This window comes from Bacteroides sp. D2 (assembly GCF_025147085.1).
Taxonomy (GTDB): Bacteria; Bacteroidota; Bacteroidia; order Bacteroidales; family Bacteroidaceae; genus Bacteroides.
Genome location: NZ_CP102261.1, coordinates 4,399,328 through 4,415,808, shown reverse-complemented (window position 1 = coordinate 4,415,808; position 16,481 = coordinate 4,399,328). Strand labels below are relative to the sequence as shown.

General features: G+C 45.1%; 12 protein-coding genes. 4 read left to right on the top strand and 8 right to left on the bottom strand.

All coding sequences use genetic code 11. The features are described from left to right. Positions 1-25 precede the first annotated feature (25 nt). Together NQ505_RS15700 and NQ505_RS15695 are read right to left on the bottom strand one after the other, a co-directional pair. Positions 26-583: a YdeI/OmpD-associated family protein gene (locus NQ505_RS15700; protein WP_008999259.1), complete on the bottom strand. Its 558-nt coding sequence runs from the start codon at positions 581-583 to the stop codon at positions 26-28. Between the two features lie 106 nt (positions 584-689). After that, positions 690-2,309 carry an ABC-F family ATP-binding cassette domain-containing protein gene (locus NQ505_RS15695; protein WP_004297887.1) on the bottom strand — a complete coding sequence of 540 codons (1,620 nt, stop codon included), beginning with the start codon at positions 2,307-2,309 and terminating at the stop codon, positions 690-692. Positions 2,310-2,574: 265 nt separating this feature from the next. Between NQ505_RS15695 and NQ505_RS15690 the strand changes: the two genes are divergently transcribed. The 4 genes from NQ505_RS15690 (at position 2,575) to NQ505_RS15675 (ending at position 6,741) form a co-directional block, all read left to right on the top strand. Further along, positions 2,575-3,156 (top strand): nucleotide exchange factor GrpE, encoded by a 582-nt coding sequence (locus NQ505_RS15690; protein ID WP_004297892.1) that lies wholly within the window; start codon positions 2,575-2,577, stop codon positions 3,154-3,156. Positions 3,157-3,195: 39 nt separating this feature from the next. Next, the gene (dnaJ, locus tag NQ505_RS15685; RefSeq protein ID WP_004307195.1) at positions 3,196-4,380 is read left to right on the top strand and encodes a molecular chaperone DnaJ; all 1,185 of its coding nucleotides are present in this window, start codon (positions 3,196-3,198) and stop codon (positions 4,378-4,380) included. 162 nt (positions 4,381-4,542) lie between these two features. Then, positions 4,543-5,568 carry a YbjQ family protein gene (locus NQ505_RS15680; protein WP_008999258.1) on the top strand — a complete coding sequence of 342 codons (1,026 nt, stop codon included), beginning with the start codon at positions 4,543-4,545 and terminating at the stop codon, positions 5,566-5,568. 33 nt (positions 5,569-5,601) lie between these two features. Next, a complete protein-coding gene (locus tag NQ505_RS15675) occupies positions 5,602-6,741 on the top strand; it encodes a DNA alkylation repair protein (RefSeq protein ID WP_008999257.1) in 1,140 nt (379 codons plus the stop codon). A 120-nt stretch (positions 6,742-6,861) separates the two neighbouring features. On the opposite strand, the gene NQ505_RS15670 is transcribed toward NQ505_RS15675, so the two are convergent. From NQ505_RS15670 to NQ505_RS15645, 6 genes are all read right to left on the bottom strand, one after another. After that, the gene (locus NQ505_RS15670) at positions 6,862-7,254 is read right to left on the bottom strand and encodes a type II toxin-antitoxin system HicB family antitoxin (protein WP_004297896.1); all 393 of its coding nucleotides are present in this window, start codon (positions 7,252-7,254) and stop codon (positions 6,862-6,864) included. 36 nt (positions 7,255-7,290) lie between these two features. Then, complete coding sequence (locus NQ505_RS15665; RefSeq protein WP_007753884.1) at positions 7,291-7,479, bottom strand: type II toxin-antitoxin system HicA family toxin; 189 nt, start codon at positions 7,477-7,479, stop codon at positions 7,291-7,293. Between the two features lie 86 nt (positions 7,480-7,565). Beyond that, on the bottom strand, positions 7,566-9,209 hold the full coding sequence (locus tag NQ505_RS15660; RefSeq protein ID WP_008999256.1) for a RagB/SusD family nutrient uptake outer membrane protein: 1,644 nt from the start codon (positions 9,207-9,209) through the stop codon (positions 7,566-7,568). Between the two features lie 11 nt (positions 9,210-9,220). Next, positions 9,221-11,965: a SusC/RagA family TonB-linked outer membrane protein gene (locus NQ505_RS15655; RefSeq protein ID WP_008999255.1), complete on the bottom strand. Its 2,745-nt coding sequence runs from the start codon at positions 11,963-11,965 to the stop codon at positions 9,221-9,223. 98 nt (positions 11,966-12,063) lie between these two features. Beyond that, positions 12,064-14,139, bottom strand: a complete 2,076-nt coding sequence (locus NQ505_RS15650) for a family 20 glycosylhydrolase (RefSeq protein ID WP_008999254.1) — start codon at positions 14,137-14,139, stop codon at positions 12,064-12,066. Then, positions 14,139-16,463: a family 20 glycosylhydrolase gene (locus NQ505_RS15645; protein ID WP_008999253.1), complete on the bottom strand. Its 2,325-nt coding sequence runs from the start codon at positions 16,461-16,463 to the stop codon at positions 14,139-14,141. Before NQ505_RS15645 ends, NQ505_RS15650 begins: the two co-directional genes overlap by 1 nt. Between the last annotated feature and the right edge of the window lie 18 nt (positions 16,464-16,481).

Genomic DNA, 16,481 nt, shown 5'->3' with positions numbered 1-16,481 from the left:
AAAGTTACAATTACAGACATAGGGATTAGTAGTATTTTTCAATTCCCCCAAATCCTTTTATCATTTTATTTTCCTTCGTTTTATTGATGAAGTTGTTCAATCGCTTTTCAAATTCTTCGGGCCGTTTTCTGGCAGCTTCAATGTATGCAATTCGGATACGTCTATACGCATCGGAAAATTGTTGGTAATTCTCCCATACTGTTTTATCCTCTTTCAGTTTTCCGATGATATCATTCGGGAAGACAAAAGGGGCTGACAATACTTTTCGTATATTATCTTCCCAATCAGGATGAATCATATTATGTTCCAGCAACCATTTCAGTCTCTCTTTGTTGGCTTGCGAGTAGGAACTTTTAGGGTTTCTGGGTGTGAAATGCTGGATTTTATGTTCTTTGTCGAGCGCCTTTATGGTGCTGTCGATCCATCCGAAGCAAAGGGCTTCTTCGACAGCGTCGTTGTATGTAACACTTTTTTCGCCCGAAGATTTGGAGGGGAATACAAACCAAACGTCACTGGCATTTTCAAAGTTGTCCGCCAGCCATTTTCGCCAATCTTCTCTGTTTTCAAAATATTTTATTTCCATAGTGCTAAAAAGAACAGCAACCCATTGTTGAGAATAGGTTGCTGTTAAATTGGTTATTCATCAGACTTCATGTATGGGAGTCAGGGGCTTTTATTCGTCCGGTCACTTATTTGTCTCCGTACATCTTCGCCCGCAATTCCTTAATATGGTCGGAAGTGATATATTCGTCATATTCCATCATCTTGTCGATGATACCGTTCGGTGTCAGTTCGATGATGCGGTTGGCAACGGTCTGAATAAATTCGTGGTCATGAGAAGAGAAGAGGATATTTCCTTTGTACGTCTTCAGGTTGTTGTTGAATGCCTGGATAGATTCCAAGTCCAGATGGTTGGTCGGAGTGTCCAGAATGAGGCAGTTGGCATTGCGCAGCTGCATACGGGCAATCATACAACGCATCTTCTCACCTCCGGAGAGTACGCTTACTTTCTTCAATACCTCTTCGCCGGAGAAAAGCATACGGCCGAGGAAGCCTTTCATATATACCTCGTTGCCTTCTCCAAACTGGCTCAACCAGTCTACCAGGTTCAGGTCGGAATTGAAGAAATCAGTGTTATCCAGCGGCAGGTAAGCAGTGGTGATGGTTACCCCCCAGTTGAAAGTACCTGCATCGGGTTTCATGTTTCCGTTGATAATTTCGAAGAAAGCAGTCATCGCGCGCGGATTGCGTGACAGGAATACCACCTTGTCACCTTTCTCTACGTTGAAGTTCACGTCGTTGAAGAGCACTACGCCTTCTTCCGTCTTCTTGCTTAATCCGGAAACTTCCAGAATCTGGTTGCCCGGCTCGCGTTCGGGAGTGAAGATGATGCCCGGATACTTACGTGAAGAAGGTTTGATTTCTTCTACGTTCAGTTTCTCCAACATCTTCTTACGGCTCGTTGTCTGCTTGCTCTTCGCTACGTTCGCGCTGAAACGGCGGATAAACTCTTCGAGTTCTTTCTTCTTCTCTTCAGCCTTCGCCTTCTGGTTCTGTTGCTGACGGAGAGCCAATTGGCTGGATTCGTACCAGAAACTATAGTTACCGGCAAACATATTGATTTTTCCGTAGTCGATGTCTACGGTGTGTGTACATACAGAGTCGAGGAAGTGACGGTCGTGGCTTACCACCAATACGGTATGCTCGAAATTGGCAAGATATTCTTCCAACCAGGTCACTGTTTCCATATCCAAGTCATTGGTAGGCTCATCGAGCAAGAGGTTGTCCGGATTTCCGTACAATGCCTGCGCCAGCATGACACGTACTTTTTCCTTACCACTCAATTCACCCATCAATACGTAATGCTTATCTTCTTTCACGCCCAGTCCGCTCAATAGCATGGCTGCGTCGCTTTCCGCATTCCATCCGTCCAACTCGGCAAATTTTTCTTCCAATTCGGATACTTTCAGTCCGTCTTCGTCTGTGAAATCTTCTTTTGCATACAATTCTTCGCGTTGCTTCATGATGTCCCACAACACGGTATGTCCCATCATGACGGTATCCATGACGGTATATGAGTCCCACTTGAAGTGGTCCTGACTCAACACCGAGAGACGTTCGCCCGGTCCGAGCGCAATCGTACCTGTTGTCGGGTCCAGATCTCCGTAAATCGTACGAAGAAACGTTGATTTTCCCGCACCGTTCGCACCGATAATACCATAACAATTACCACTCGTAAACTTCAGGTTTACGTCATTAAATAACACTCTTTTACCAAACTGAACCGATACGTTCGAAACTGTAATCATCTTATTATTTACTATTTTACTAGTTACTATTTACTATTTGAGCGTGCAAAGGTAGACATTTAAAATGAATTATGAGCTATCTGATATGTGCCAATCTGACATAAAAGTGTTACCTTTGCTGCGTTTTTTGGCAAAACGGCCAACTTGGCAAAGTTTTTGCAGACGAAATCTGTGACATCCGGTCAGTCCGGTATGTTTATAAGCGGTATCTTGCATAGATAACGTGTGTTTCTAAATAGTAAATAATAAAATAGTAAATACCAAGATGGATCCGAAAGAAAAAAAAGTGAAGGAAGAGGAACTGAATGTGGAGGAAACTCACAATCCTGCGGAAGACCAACCGCAAAACGAACAAGCAGAGGGAACCGCTCCGCTGACTCATGAAGAGGAGTTGGAAAAGGAACTGGAAAAGGCTCAAGAAGCGCTTGAAGAGCAAAAGGATAAATATCTGCGCTTGTCTGCCGAGTTCGACAATTATCGTAAACGCACTTTAAAGGAGAAGGCCGAACTGATCCTGAATGGTGGCGAAAAGAGTCTTGGCAGTATTCTTCCGGTAGTGGACGACTTCGAACGTGCCATCAAGACGATGGAAACGGCAACGGATGTCAATGCCGTAAAAGAAGGGGTGGAACTGATTTACAATAAATTTATGGCTGTTCTGGCTCAAAATGGTGTGAAAGTCATCGAGACGAAAGACCAACCGCTGGATACTGATTTCCATGAAGCCATCGCGGTAATCCCCGCACCGTCGGAAGCACAGAAAGGTAAGATTCTGGATTGTGTGCAGACGGGGTATACACTGAACGACAAAGTGTTGCGCCACGCCAAAGTGGTAGTAGGGGAATAAGGATTCGCAACCCATAAAACTCATAATTTTTAAAGAAGCATGGCAGAAAAAAGAGACTATTACGAAATATTGGAGGTGACGAAGACAGCCACAGTAGAGGAGATTAAGAAAGCGTACCGTAAGAAAGCAATCCAGTATCACCCTGACAAGAATCCGGGGGATAAGGAGGCGGAAGAGAAATTTAAGGAGGCGGCCGAGGCTTATGACGTGTTGAGTAACCCGGAAAAGCGTTCGCGTTACGATCAGTTCGGTCATGCGGGAGTGAGCGGTGCGGCAGGCAATGGCGGTCCGTTCGGTGGTTTCGGTGGCGAGGGGATGTCGATGGATGACATTTTCTCTATGTTTGGCGACATCTTCGGTGGCCGCGGCGGCGGTTTCGGGGGAGGCTTCGGAGGGTTTAGCGGATTTGGCGGTGGCGGTTCACAGCAACGCCGGTATCGCGGCAGTGACCTTCGTGTGAAAGTGAAGCTGACGTTGAAGGAGATCTCTACCGGAGTAGAAAAGAAATTTAAACTCAAAAAATATGTGCCGTGTGACCAGTGTCATGGCACGGGTGCCGAAGGTGACGGCGGTTCGGAGACTTGTCCTACTTGTAAGGGTAGCGGCTCCGTGATCCGTAACCAGCAGACTATTCTGGGCACTATGCAGACTCGCGTCACTTGTTCTACTTGTGGCGGTGAGGGTAAGATTATCAAGAACAAATGTAAGAAGTGTGGTGGCGACGGAATCATTTACGGTGAAGAAGTGGTGTCGGTGAAAATCCCTGCCGGAGTGGCAGAGGGTATGCAGCTTTCTATGGGTGGCAAAGGAAATGCCGGCAAACACAACGGTGTGGCAGGCGACTTGCTGATTCTCGTAGAGGAAGAACCGCATCAGGACTTGATTCGCGACGAGAATGATTTGATTTATAATCTGTTGCTTAGTTTCCCGACTGCTGCTCTGGGCGGAGCCGTGGAAATTCCGACTATCGACGGCAAAGTGAAAGTGAAGATTGATTCGGGTACTCAACCGGGTAAGGTGCTCCGTTTGCGCGGCAAGGGATTGCCGAATGTGAACGGGTACGGAACAGGGGATTTACTCGTCAACATCAGTATCTATGTGCCGGAAGCGCTCAATAAAGAGGAAAAGAGCACGCTCGAAAAGATGGAGGCTTCGGACAACTTCAAACCTAACACGTCGGTGAAGGAGAAGATTTTCAAGAAGTTCAAGAGTTTCTTCGATTAATTTTTTGCTATAATATATAAGGTATAAGTGAGCTGCAATCTTTTTTGTGGCTCACTTCTGTTTTTAGGGCTTGTCCTTTTAAAAAAAAGACATATATTTGTGTAGCAAACAAATGGACGTAAAGCGACATAAAATAAATACTAACACTTTAAAATTCATATTATGAGAAACGAATTTATCATGTCCACGACTAACACAATAGAGGGTTGTCCTATAAAAAAATATATAGATACCATCTGTTCCAATATCGTGATAGGTACCAATATATTCTCCGATTTTGCTGCATCATTCACTGACTTTTTTGGTGGACGTTCTGACTCGTATAGAAGAAAATTGGAAATTATATACGGCGAAGCATCAAAGGCATTGAAACAAAAAGCATTAAACTTGGGTGCAAATGCGATTGTTGGTTTCAGAGTCGATTTTGATGAAATTTCCGGTAAGGATAAATCAATGTTTATGGTTTCTGTTTCCGGAACGGCCTGTATCATTGAAATTAATAATAAAGAATTATCTGAAGAGGAGATCATTCGTACATCCATCAGTCAATCTGATTTGCAAAAGGAAATAGACAGGCGGTATATTATTTCGCAAATAAAAGATGCGGTACCTTTGACTTCCGAATGGGTAGAGTTTTTACTGGAATATCCGCAAACAGAGATAATAGAAAGTCTTATAAAAAGATATATCTCCATAGATCTCGATTATTATGCGGAAGAGGCGGCTAACATCAAACAGGTTTTATCTGCCACTCCTCCTGATTTCGTCATTCCCGTTATCTATCAGCATATTGAACACAAAAAGATAAGAATTCTAATAAAGGAGTGCTGTCTTTTTGATGGTGAGTCTATATATGAAACAATAGTGAAAGGAAAAATCCACGAAGGGGTGAGATTGTTGTCAGCAACAAAGAATTCTTATGATGCCAAGGATTTAAAATGGATGAAAACAATATTAGAGTGTTTAAACAGCCTGCCGGATACGGGAAAAATAGAAGTTGTAAAAGGCGGTGTGTTTACAAGAGATAATGGCGAGAAGTATATATGCGAAAATGGACATAAAAATCCTGTTGATTCGTCCTTTTGCGAGAAATGTGGAGTTAATATGAAAGGAATGACCGAGGGGGAGGTGAAGCATATTGATTCTTTAAAGGAAAGATATAGTATTATTGAACAATATATCCAATAAGTCGGGGCTCTAACTAAAATATATAAATCAAGTATGGCAGAACCTTTTAAGAATATGTACAACGAGCAATTTTTCGATCTATTTACGAAAGATTTGAAACTTGTTATCGATGATTTTGATGCTCACGGGTTTGTTTCTCAAGTTATGGATGATGAATGGGAAGGCAGGGAACTTAAACAGCGCTGCATACATATCACTACCATTCTGAAAAAGTTTTTGCCGGCAGATTACAAAGAGGCAATCGCTAAGATTCTTGAGTTGTTGGATCATGTAAAAAGTACGCGGCCTGATTTTTCGGTGATAGATGATACGAAGTTTGGATTGATGCTGGAGTATGGGGCGATTCTGGATAATTATGTCGAGCAATATGGGTTGGATGATTATGAAACGTCTGTCAAGGCGATAGAGAAAATCACGCAGTTCACAAGTTGCGAGTTTGTGACTCATCCTTTTATTATAAAATATCCGGATGAAATGATGAAGCAGATGTTGGTTTGGTCGAAACATGAGCATTGGGGAGTAAGGCGGCTTGCGTCAGAAGGTTGCCGTCCGCGTTTGCCTTGGGCGATGGCTTTGCCGAATCTGAAGAAAGATCCGACACCTATTATTCCTATTTTGGAGAATCTTAAAAATGATCCGGCAAGATTTGTACGGTTGAGCGTTGCCAATAATTTGAATGATATTGCGAAAGATAATCCGGAAATTGTCATTGATTTAGCAAAGAAATGGAAGGGTGAATCGAAAGAGGTAGACTGGATTATTAAACACGGTTGCCGGACGCTCTTAAAGCAAGGGATTCCGGAGGTGATGGAGTTGTTTGGTTTTGATTCTATCAGAAATAATATTAGTGTGGAGGATTTTCAGATTTCAAGTCCTAAGGTTAAAGTCGGGGATTCGTTGGAGTTTGGTTTTAACTTGTTGAATCATAGCAATAAGACAATCAAAATACGGCTTGAATATGGTATTTATTACCAAAAAGCAAATGGAACGCTGACGAAGAAAGTTCATAAAATCAGCGAAAAAGAATATACCGGGAATTCTACCACACGAATAACGCGAAAGCACTCTTTCCGCGTGGTTACGACGAGAAAATTCCATCTCGGGCTTCATCAAATTGCTATAATAATCAATGGGAGTGAATTTGAAAAATATGATTTCGATTTGATTGAGTAATTCGATTGCTGCAACAAATAATATAAATCCTCGATTCTCCGGATGAAAATCGAGGATTTTTTATTTGGGTTCGTCTTTATCTCACACTAGCTGGAAGTTGAATATATAGCACTCTATGTATTACAATAAATTGATTGCCGATAATTCCTTTGATAAAGCCTGAATACCTTTTTGTATTTTTTCAAGTTGTTGCCTGCGAGGCTTATGCACTCCGGCAGCATAATGCCATAATTGCCGTTCATTAATACCCGTAATCCGACTCAATGCAGCTTTAGTGAAGATGTTGCTATAATAGTTTATAAATGTAGCAGCATCAATCTTGAATTTTAATTCAAACTCTCCGGACAATACTTCACAGGGATTGGAATTATCTTCCAAATACAATTCAATCGCCTCTCGCATGTTGTCCTCAATCTCTCTCATGTCATTGCCAACAGTGATAACCGGAGCATCTTCAATATAAGCACTCAAGTTCTTTCCTGCGTGTTCCACAATTACTTCTACTGTTTTCATATCTCCTCCTATATTAAATTACAGAAAACAAGGGGGCTACTTTAGCCCCGCTTGTTTCAAAATGCTGTAATAAGTGCCTTTCTCAACGCCTTTGCTATTATGATTCGGTACAATAACTACCCTACCGTTCTTCTCAAACTTCATGTGGCTACCTTTCTGACCTTTTAGAACAAAACCGTTTTCCAGCAACATAGTTACAACGTCTTTAACTGATTTGTAACTCATAACGCTTTGGACTTAATTACTGCACAAATATAGTAATTATATGAACACTACCAAAAAAGTATTCATATTTTCACTATGATTTCTTCCTAATACCCCGGATTCTGTTTCAATCTCTCATTCATCACCCGTATTTTCTCCGGTATAGGGAATACAGTTGTATATCCACTTGCCTCATCCGGCAGTTGCGGACGGCTGCTGTAAGCTCTTGTAAACTTCCCGAAGCGGACTAGGTCCTGACGTCTCCATCCTTCCCAAGCCAGTTCCAGCTGACGTTCGGCAAGGATATTCTCTAAAGTGGCAGTGCGGGGAGAAGCGTTGACACGGCTACGAACTTCATTGAGTTCTTCATCTCCGTTTGCTCCGTTCCGGACTTTCGCTTCACTCTTCATCAACAAAGCGTCTGCATAGCGGAACAATACAATGTCATTCTCCATCAACTTACCGTCTTTTGTGGCAGTCGGGTCGACTTCATACTTTTTCATGCGGGCTCCTGCGGTTTGTTCGTATGGGGTGTCTGTTATATCCAGAGATACTTTCCAGGGCAGATATTCCAGTACCGTTCCATTATCCAGTTTGATTATGTTTCCTTTCAGGTCGTGGACAATTCCTGCAAAATAGCAAATATCAAAACGGGGATCTTGTTCCGCGGTTTCATAACCGAAAGCTTCGAGGGCTTCAATGGTGGCGCTGGGACCGTTCTCACCGCTTAGTCCGTAAGCCTTGGCGTGATTATAGTGGCGGGAACGGAAGAGATATTGCATCTGGTTGGTGTACAGAGTTTTGTTCATCGGGATAGTGAAGACATTCTCTACGGACGGTTCGTTGAATATAGAGAAATTCGTTTCGTATTCCGGTTCCAGTTTGTAGCCCATAGTCTTGAGTTGGTCACAATAGTAGATGACTGTTTCCCAGGCATTGAGTTCGCTGCCGTTCACTGTGAACTTTATATTTTTTCCATCCGGGCGTTGTCCGTCCGTCCAATCATTGTCTGTATAAACTTCGGAGTTCAAAGCCAGTTTGGCCAGTAGGAAAGTTACCACGGGGCGAGTGATACGGCCATAGTAAGGGCCGGACTGGTTGCTATGTGCATCGCTCAACAAAGGAGCCGCCTCTTGCAATTCCTTGACAACAAAGTCAAAGACCGTTTTCCGTTCACTTTGCACTACATCTTTCATTGCTACGGAAGAGGATTGAACTAGCGGGATGCGTCCGAACAAATCCATCAGGTAATAATAATACATAGCCCGCATGGCACGTACTTCGGCACGGTATGCCGGCAGTTCCGTAGCGGAATGAGTTTCGGCGAATTTGTCTATCCGTTCCAGTGATTTGTTACTTAACATGACGACTTTATAGAGATATTCCCATGTAGCCTGAATGGCATCATTCTCTATTCCCCAATCGTGCAGGTAAAGTCCTTGCCAAAAACCACCGTCATACCAGTCACCTCCACGGGTGGGGATAATGGCTTCGTCGGAGGTAAAGGTGTTCAGGTCGTAGACTCCCCTACCCGTTCCCTGCAATCCCTGACTATCACTATAACCGCCTACGTATGTATAAAGCGAAGCTACTGCATTGAGATATACTTCCGAGATTGTATTGTAAACGTCATCTTCGGGTAACTTATCTTTCGGATTTTCCTCCAAAAACTTACTACATGAGAATAAACCCAGGCACATTGCCAGAAAGAATCCTAACCGACTTTTATTTTTCATATATTGTTTCATCATCTCCTCCTCCATTAAAAGTTAATACTCAATCCCAGTGTATACGTCCGCGCCAACGGATATCCCCGTTTATCATCCACGCCTAAAGTGGAGTTCACCGTTGAACTGTTAATCATAGGTGAAAGTCCCGAATAACCGGAAATGGTTGCCAGGTTGTTGACTGTAAATGCCAGACGCAGGGAACGGACATATTTCTTCAGTTTCTGTACTTTCTCAATCGGCACGTTCCAACCCAGCGTCACATAGTCGAAGTTGACATAATCTCCCTTTTCCAACCAATAGTCGGTGGCGGTTTGATCCTTGATGTTCTGTTTCGGGGCTTTCTTCATTACGTTATAGTCGGGAAATATATTCATGTTCATATAGGTCAGGGAGGTTCCGTTGTAAATTTTATGTCCGAAAGCTCCGTTAACCTGCAAAGACAGGTCGAAACGCTTGTAGCGGAAACTGATGTTGGAGCCAAGAATCGTTTTAGGTACGGCTTGTCCTGCCACGTAGCGGTCTTCACCATCTTCAAGGCTGACACCTCCGCCATTCAGATCGGCGATGCCATAGGTGTATCCGCCGTTTCCGTCGGATTCCAGTCCCGTACTGTGGGGAAGATAGAACACGCCCAACGGTTGACCCACCATCTGATATACGATGTGGTTGTATCCTCCGTGAAAGCCGGCTCCGTCGAGGCTGGCAAGACTTTTATATTCGGGAGCAGAAAGCATTTCGCCGTTGTACATACCGCTTAATGAGAGCAGTTTGTTGCGCTGGAAAGTGATATTGGCATTGATATTCAGTTCCATATCCTTGGTCTTCAAGGGGGTGATGCCGATGGCGATTTCCGTACCCCAGTTGCGCATGGAACCGATGTTGGCAAGTAAGGTGTTATAGGTGAAAGGCGGTACGCTTACGTTGTAAAGGTAAAGCATGTCTGTGGTTCGGGAGTTGTAATAGTTGGCGGAAAGCAGCAGGCGGTTGCCGAAAAGAGCTACGTCGATACCGGTATTAAAGGTATGTTTCACTTCCCATTTCAGGTCGGGATTTGTGTTCCGTAAGTCTCCTAAAGATACGACGGCGGAGTTTCCGACGGGGACTACACCGTTCGGCTTTACAAGGTTCAATGTAGTGTATGAGTCAATCCCGCTCTGATTACCTGCCAGACCGTAGCCAATACGGAATTTCAGATTATCCACCATCGGCAACTGCTTCATAAATTCTTCTTCACTAATCACCCATGCGGCAGATGCGGAGGGGAAGAATCCCCATTTATGGTTCGCTCCGAATTTGGAGGAAGCATCTGTACGGGCGTTCAGCGTCAGTACGTAGCGGTCGGCGTATGTATAGTTGAAACGTCCCATGAAAGATGCCAGACGGGGTTGGTCGTAGTAAGAATTAGTGCCTTCCCACAAGCGGAGTGCGCCTGCCTGAAGATTATTATACCCGAATTTGTCGGTGCTGAAATTGCTTACTGTTGTATAATATCCCGTGTAGGTTTCTTTTTGAAGTTCGGCAAGTGCCAACACGTCAAAGAAATGTTTTTTCCAGTTTTTCTTATAGGTCAGCATCATGTTGCCCAGCAAGGATTCTCGCTTTTTGGTTCCTTTGTAAGCCTGGCCGTTCGCCCAGACGGAGGTGGGGAGGTATTGCGAATTTTCCACGATATTATAGGTATAGGCACCGAAGAGGTTTAGTTTCAGTCCTTCCAGCAGATTGAAAGTCAGACGGGCGTGCGTGCTGATGTGCGAAGTGGCATCATCGTCCTGCACTTCCATCCATGCCAATGGATTGGTGATTTGGCTGGCAGTCGTTATTCCGTCCCAGGAATTGGTGACGGGGTCTTTATGGTTGGGATAGGTGGGGTTGAATGTGGCTGCCGAATAGAACGTTTTCTGATAATCCACCAGATTATGATTCTTCTGAATGGAACCGAACATTCCCAGCTCGCAGTTCAGGAAGCCGTCGAACATTTTCTGATTCATGTTCATATTCGAAGTGAAGTTTTTCATGTCTTCATTCAGAATCACTCCCTGACGATCCATGAAACCAAGAGAAACGCGATAGCTGGACTCACTGGAACCGCCATAAAAGGCGATGTGATGGTTTTGTTGCAGTCCTGTCTGTTCAATCTCTTTCTGAAAATCGGTGTTATTTCCTTTATCCAGAATGGAAATCCCGCGTTCCGAGGCAACACGGCGGTACTCATCGCCGGACAGCATTTTCAGATTCTTGTAGACGGTGGAAATTCCGAAGCTACCGTTGTAGGCTACCTGTGTTCTGCCGCTCATTCCTTTTTTAGTGGTGACTTCAATCACACCGGAGGCTCCTCGTGAACCGTATTGTGCGGTTTCGGAAGCGTCTTTCAGAATGGTGAAGCTCTCAATATCCGTAGGGTAAATGGAGGTGAGCATACTCAAGTCGCCAAATACTCCGTCGACGATTATCAAAGGGTCATTGCCACTGGTCAGTGAGGTGGTTCCCCGCAGGCGTACCGCATCCAAGGCTGCCGGACCGTTTGATCCGCGTTGGATGGTCAAGCCCGGCACACGTCCGCGGATTGCTTCCAAAGGGTTCGTTATCTGGTCTTTATTCATCTGCGTCTCCGTAATCTTCTCTACGGAACCGGAGAGGGTTTTCAAACTTCCGGTGGCATATCCAACAGTTATCAATGAGTCTATGGGCGTGACGGGAATCTTCTGCGCCAAGGTGCTCTCGCACGGAATTACCAGAAGAAGAAGGCTGTAGAAAATGAGTCTAGCGTGTTGTACCATATTCTTAGTTTTTAAGGTAATAATACAAATATAACAAAAAAAGAGGGAATCTGGTTGAGTAGATTCCCTCTTTTATTCATAAATGATATTGACAATGTCTATTTCACGATTATCTCATCCGTAAATATCCAACCTCCGAATTCGCTTCCGGCCTGTGCCTGGTAACGTACGTATCTTCCTTTGGCTTCTCCCTGCCATGAAATATCCGTAAACCGGATGGGTGTTTCTTTGCTCACTTCAAAGTGTTGTTTTTGCAACTCCGTGAAGTTAATTCCATCATCGGAAATGGAAATAATCACTGTCTCCGGCAGGAATACTTCCGCGCCGACCACTTGCATAAAAGCGGCGGTGACGGAATGGATAGGGGTTTCTTTTTCCATATCAATCGTCACATCGAGACGGTTGTCCGAGATAAATCCTTGCCATGAACCATCACCGTAAGTCCAGTCACCACGTATGCCGTCTGTCAGGGCTGTGTTGCCTTGTGCAGGATAATGGGGGCTATAGGAGGAGTTATAGATCACTTTTTTACCGAGCGCCAAATGGCTGACTGGTTGAAGAGATTCGGGACGGCTGCCGATTTCTTTGCTCAAATCGAAAGGATGGTATCCTTTTTTCTGTAAATCGGCCACTGCTGACAGTGCGCGGGTATGGAAATCGGGCCACGACTTACGTTCCGGAGCCGACCAGGCTACTTCCGCCAATGCCAGCATACGGGGATAAATCATATATTCCACGTGTTCGGGAGTGGGGATATATTCCACCCATAGGTTGCCCTGCACGCCGTAGACTAACTTTGCCTGCTCCGCAGTTAAAGAAGCGGGAACAGGATCGTAGGTATATACTTTCTTCAATGGCAGGTAGCCGCCGATAGCTTCCGGCTGGGAGTACGGGGCGTCCTGATAGCTGTCCAGATAACAGTATGCACCCGGTGTCATGATGGCATGATGGCCGGAAGTGACAGCAGCGATACCACCCTCTTCTCCACGCCACGACATAACGGTTGCATTGGGCGCAATGCCTCCTTGCAGAATCTCGTCCCATCCCAAGAGACGGCGTCCGTGATTGTTGAGGAACTTTTCGATACGGTGTATCAGATAGCTTTGCAGCTCGTCTACATTGGCCAGATGCTCGTCTTTCATTCTCTTCTGACATTTCGGACAGGTCTTCCAAGCCGATTTACCGGCCTCATCACCTCCTACATGAATGTATTCGGAAGGGAAAAGTTCTATGACTTCCGTCAGTACATTCTCCAGAAAGGTGAAAGTTTCTTCATTGCCGACACAGAAATCGGAGTTCTTGTAAGGTTCTCCCGAACAGGATAGCTGCGGGTAGGCAGCCAGCACTTCTTCCGAATGGGAAGGCATTTCAATCTCCGGAATCACGGTGATATAGTGCTGACGGGCATATTCCAGTATTTCACGAATATCGTTCTGGGTGTAATAGCCGCCGGAAGCTCCGGGTTCATCGTAACGGAGGTATTTACGTCCACCGTTCCACCATTTCTTCCAAGTGGGGTCTGTACGCCAGGCTGCAAAATCGGTCAGTAAAGGGTATTTCTTGATTTCAAGCCGCCAGCCTGCCGCATCGGTCAGATGCAGGTGCAAACGGTTGATTTTGTAATATGCCAATGCATCTATCTGCTTCTTTATAAACTCTTTGGTAGAGAAATGGCGGGATACGTCCAGCATCAGTCCGCGGTAAGCAAAACGCGGGGTGTCTTCTATCTCGACAGAGGCTACGGAATAGCTGCCTGTGCCCGCCGGTTGCATCAGCTGTAACAGGGTTTGCATTCCATAGAATAATCCGGCTCCCGAAGTTGCCCGGATCTCGATTCGTTGAGGGGTGACGGAGAGTGTATAGCTTTCCGGTGATGGCAATTGGGGAGTCTTGGGGGTTATCAATAAGAAAAGCATCTGTTTCCTGTCTTTCATTCTCGCTTCTTTCAATTGAACAGGCAATGCTTTCAGGTAATTCTCCCAGAGTTCCGCTTCTCCACCTTGCAGGTTTGTATAAAGTTTAGTCTTTTCTGACAGTAAAAAAGAGCCCGTCCCCTGCTCCATTTTTAATGGGACAGGTATGACGGACTGTGCCAGAATGGGATGTGCATGGAAGCACATCCCCAATATCCATAAGAAAAGACAAACTTTAGGGTATTCTTTTCTTATATTCATTAATCAATTTTGATTTCGTCTACAAATAAAAATGCGTTTTTACCTTTTCCTCCATGCCATGCCGGAAGTGATTTCTCCGGTGAAGCAATGACTCTCACGTATTGGGTGGTCACAGGAGCAAAGGTTAGTTTATGCTCAACGATTCCGTCTTTGTCTGTCTCTTTCATCTCCGGATATTCTTCGGAAGCAATCTTTTTGAAGGTCTTGCCATCATCTGAAGTTTCTACGGACAGGTTTCTGGCATCAAATACCCAGTCTCCTTTTGCTACATTGGTAGAGATTGCCACGCTTGAGATTTCAGTAGGTTGCTGGAGGTCGATAGTCATATCCATGTCGTTTCCGTTGAAAGCGATCCAACGACCTGACTTGTAGCTGCTATTTCCTTTCAGACCATCTATCAAAGTGGAAGCTCCTTTGAACAGGTATTGTTCATTGATAGGCTGATTGGCTACAATCGGCTTCATGCTGGATTTGCTGAAATCAATCTTCTCTGTCACTGTCTTGCTTTCGCCGTTGGGACGAATGGCTTTGGCGGACAGGGTTACATTTTCCTTGATTTTCAATACTCCTTCGTAAACGGGGGAAGCGGCAGTAGGTTCTGTGCCGTCTAATGTATAGTAAACAGGGGCACCGTCGATGGTAGACAAGGTAACGTCCATTGTTCCTTCTGCCGGATTCGGGTCAAACTCGGCTTGTACGTCAAATACGTGTTTAGCGTAATTGTATCCTTCTGCATCGTACCACTTAATCAGTTGTGGAAGACGGGACAGGAAGTTGGCATAGTTTTTCTTTTCGGGGCTGGACCACTGAATTTCACACAAAGCAGCCCAACGAGGCAATACCATGTATTGTGCATGCGGGAAGGTAGCGATGTATTCTGTCCAGAGGTTGGCTTGCACTCCCTTGATGTATTTCTGTTCTTCCGGAGTAAGAGAAGCCGGCATCGGCTCGTAGCTATACACTCTTTCCATCGGCAGATAACCACCGATACCGAACGGTTCGTTTTCTACGTCTTTAGCTTGGTAGTAGTCGAAATACAGGTAGGTGTTCGGTGTCATGATGACATCGTGTTTCTGCTTCGCAGCTTCGATACCACCTTTCTCACCACGCCATGACATCACGGTAGCATTCGGAGCAAGTCCGCCTTCGAGGATTTCATCCCAACCGATGATTTGACGTCCGTGGTCGTTCAGGAATTTCTCAATATGGTTGATGACAAAGCTCTGCAAACGTTCTTCTTTGCTGTGGCTCTGATCTGACTTCAATCCCAATGCTTTGATACGTGCCTGGCACTTCGGACATTTTTCCCATCTTACTTTCGGACATTCGTCGCCACCGACATGAATATATGGTGATGGGAAGATTTCAATCAATTCACCATAGACATCTTCCAGGAATTTCAATACTTGGTCGTTTCCGGCGCAAAGCACATCTTCGGATACACCCCATTGTCTCCATACTTCGTACGGACCACCGGTACAACCCAGTTCAGGGTAAGCGGCAAGGGCAGCTTGCATGTGTCCCGGAAGGTCGATTTCGGGAACAACGGTGATGTAGCGTTCGGCTGCATAATCTACGATTTCTTTGGCTTGTTCCTGGGTGTAGAATCCACCGTAAGGTTTGCCGTCGTATTCGCCGGAGTTACGTCCGATGACTGTTTCTGTTCTGTTAGCACCGATTTCAGTCAGTTTCGGGTATTTTTTGATTTCCAGACGCCAGCCTTGATCGTCGGTGATATGCCAGTGGAGGCGGTTCATGTTATGTAAAGCCTGCATGTCGATGTAGGTCTTTATTTCATCCACGGTAAAGAAATGACGGCTGGTATCGAAATGCGCGCCACGATAGCCAAAGCGGGGAGCGTCATTGATTTCTACGGCTGGCATGGCAATATCCGCACCGACAGCCACAGGCAATGATTTGCGCAGGGACTGGATGCCATAGAATACGCCGGCTTCCGTAGGACCGGTAATCGTGATTCCGTCACCGGTAACTTTCATCTGGTAGGATTCCGGATTTTCGTTCTCCGTGCCTAATGCCAGTACGATTGCGTTTTTACCTTCTGTTCCGGCTTCAATGGAGAAATCTTTTCCGGTAGCCGTTTTCAGATAGTCTGCCAGGAATTTTGCGTTGCGTTGCATCTTCTCGTTTCCTTCCGGATAGAGAATTTTCACACTGCTCTTGAGGATGAAGGGACTTCCTTGAGCGGTTACAATTTCTTGTGGCATGGGGATGATCTGGTAGTTGGCTTCTTGTTGCGCCGATTGGCAAGAGGCAAAAAGTCCTGCTAGTGCCAGACATCCGGTTAATTTAAAGAGTTGCTTCATAAACTAAAAAATTAAGTG

Coding starts and splice junctions, on each gene's coding strand:
- NQ505_RS15700 (WP_008999259.1), bottom strand. CDS start 583: ATGGAAATAAAATATTTTGAAAACAGAGAAGATTGGCGAAAATGGCTG.
- NQ505_RS15695 (WP_004297887.1), bottom strand. CDS start 2,309: ATGATTACAGTTTCGAACGTATCGGTTCAGTTTGGTAAAAGAGTGTTA.
- NQ505_RS15690 (WP_004297892.1), top strand. CDS start 2,575: ATGGATCCGAAAGAAAAAAAAGTGAAGGAAGAGGAACTGAATGTGGAG.
- dnaJ (WP_004307195.1), top strand. CDS start 3,196: ATGGCAGAAAAAAGAGACTATTACGAAATATTGGAGGTGACGAAGACA.
- NQ505_RS15680 (WP_008999258.1), top strand. CDS start 4,543: ATGAGAAACGAATTTATCATGTCCACGACTAACACAATAGAGGGTTGT.
- NQ505_RS15675 (WP_008999257.1), top strand. CDS start 5,602: ATGGCAGAACCTTTTAAGAATATGTACAACGAGCAATTTTTCGATCTA.
- NQ505_RS15670 (WP_004297896.1), bottom strand. CDS start 7,254: ATGAAAACAGTAGAAGTAATTGTGGAACACGCAGGAAAGAACTTGAGT.
- NQ505_RS15665 (WP_007753884.1), bottom strand. CDS start 7,479: ATGAGTTACAAATCAGTTAAAGACGTTGTAACTATGTTGCTGGAAAAC.
- NQ505_RS15660 (WP_008999256.1), bottom strand. CDS start 9,209: ATGATGAAACAATATATGAAAAATAAAAGTCGGTTAGGATTCTTTCTG.
- NQ505_RS15655 (WP_008999255.1), bottom strand. CDS start 11,965: ATGGTACAACACGCTAGACTCATTTTCTACAGCCTTCTTCTTCTGGTA.
- NQ505_RS15650 (WP_008999254.1), bottom strand. CDS start 14,139: ATGAATATAAGAAAAGAATACCCTAAAGTTTGTCTTTTCTTATGGATA.
- NQ505_RS15645 (WP_008999253.1), bottom strand. CDS start 16,463: ATGAAGCAACTCTTTAAATTAACCGGATGTCTGGCACTAGCAGGACTT.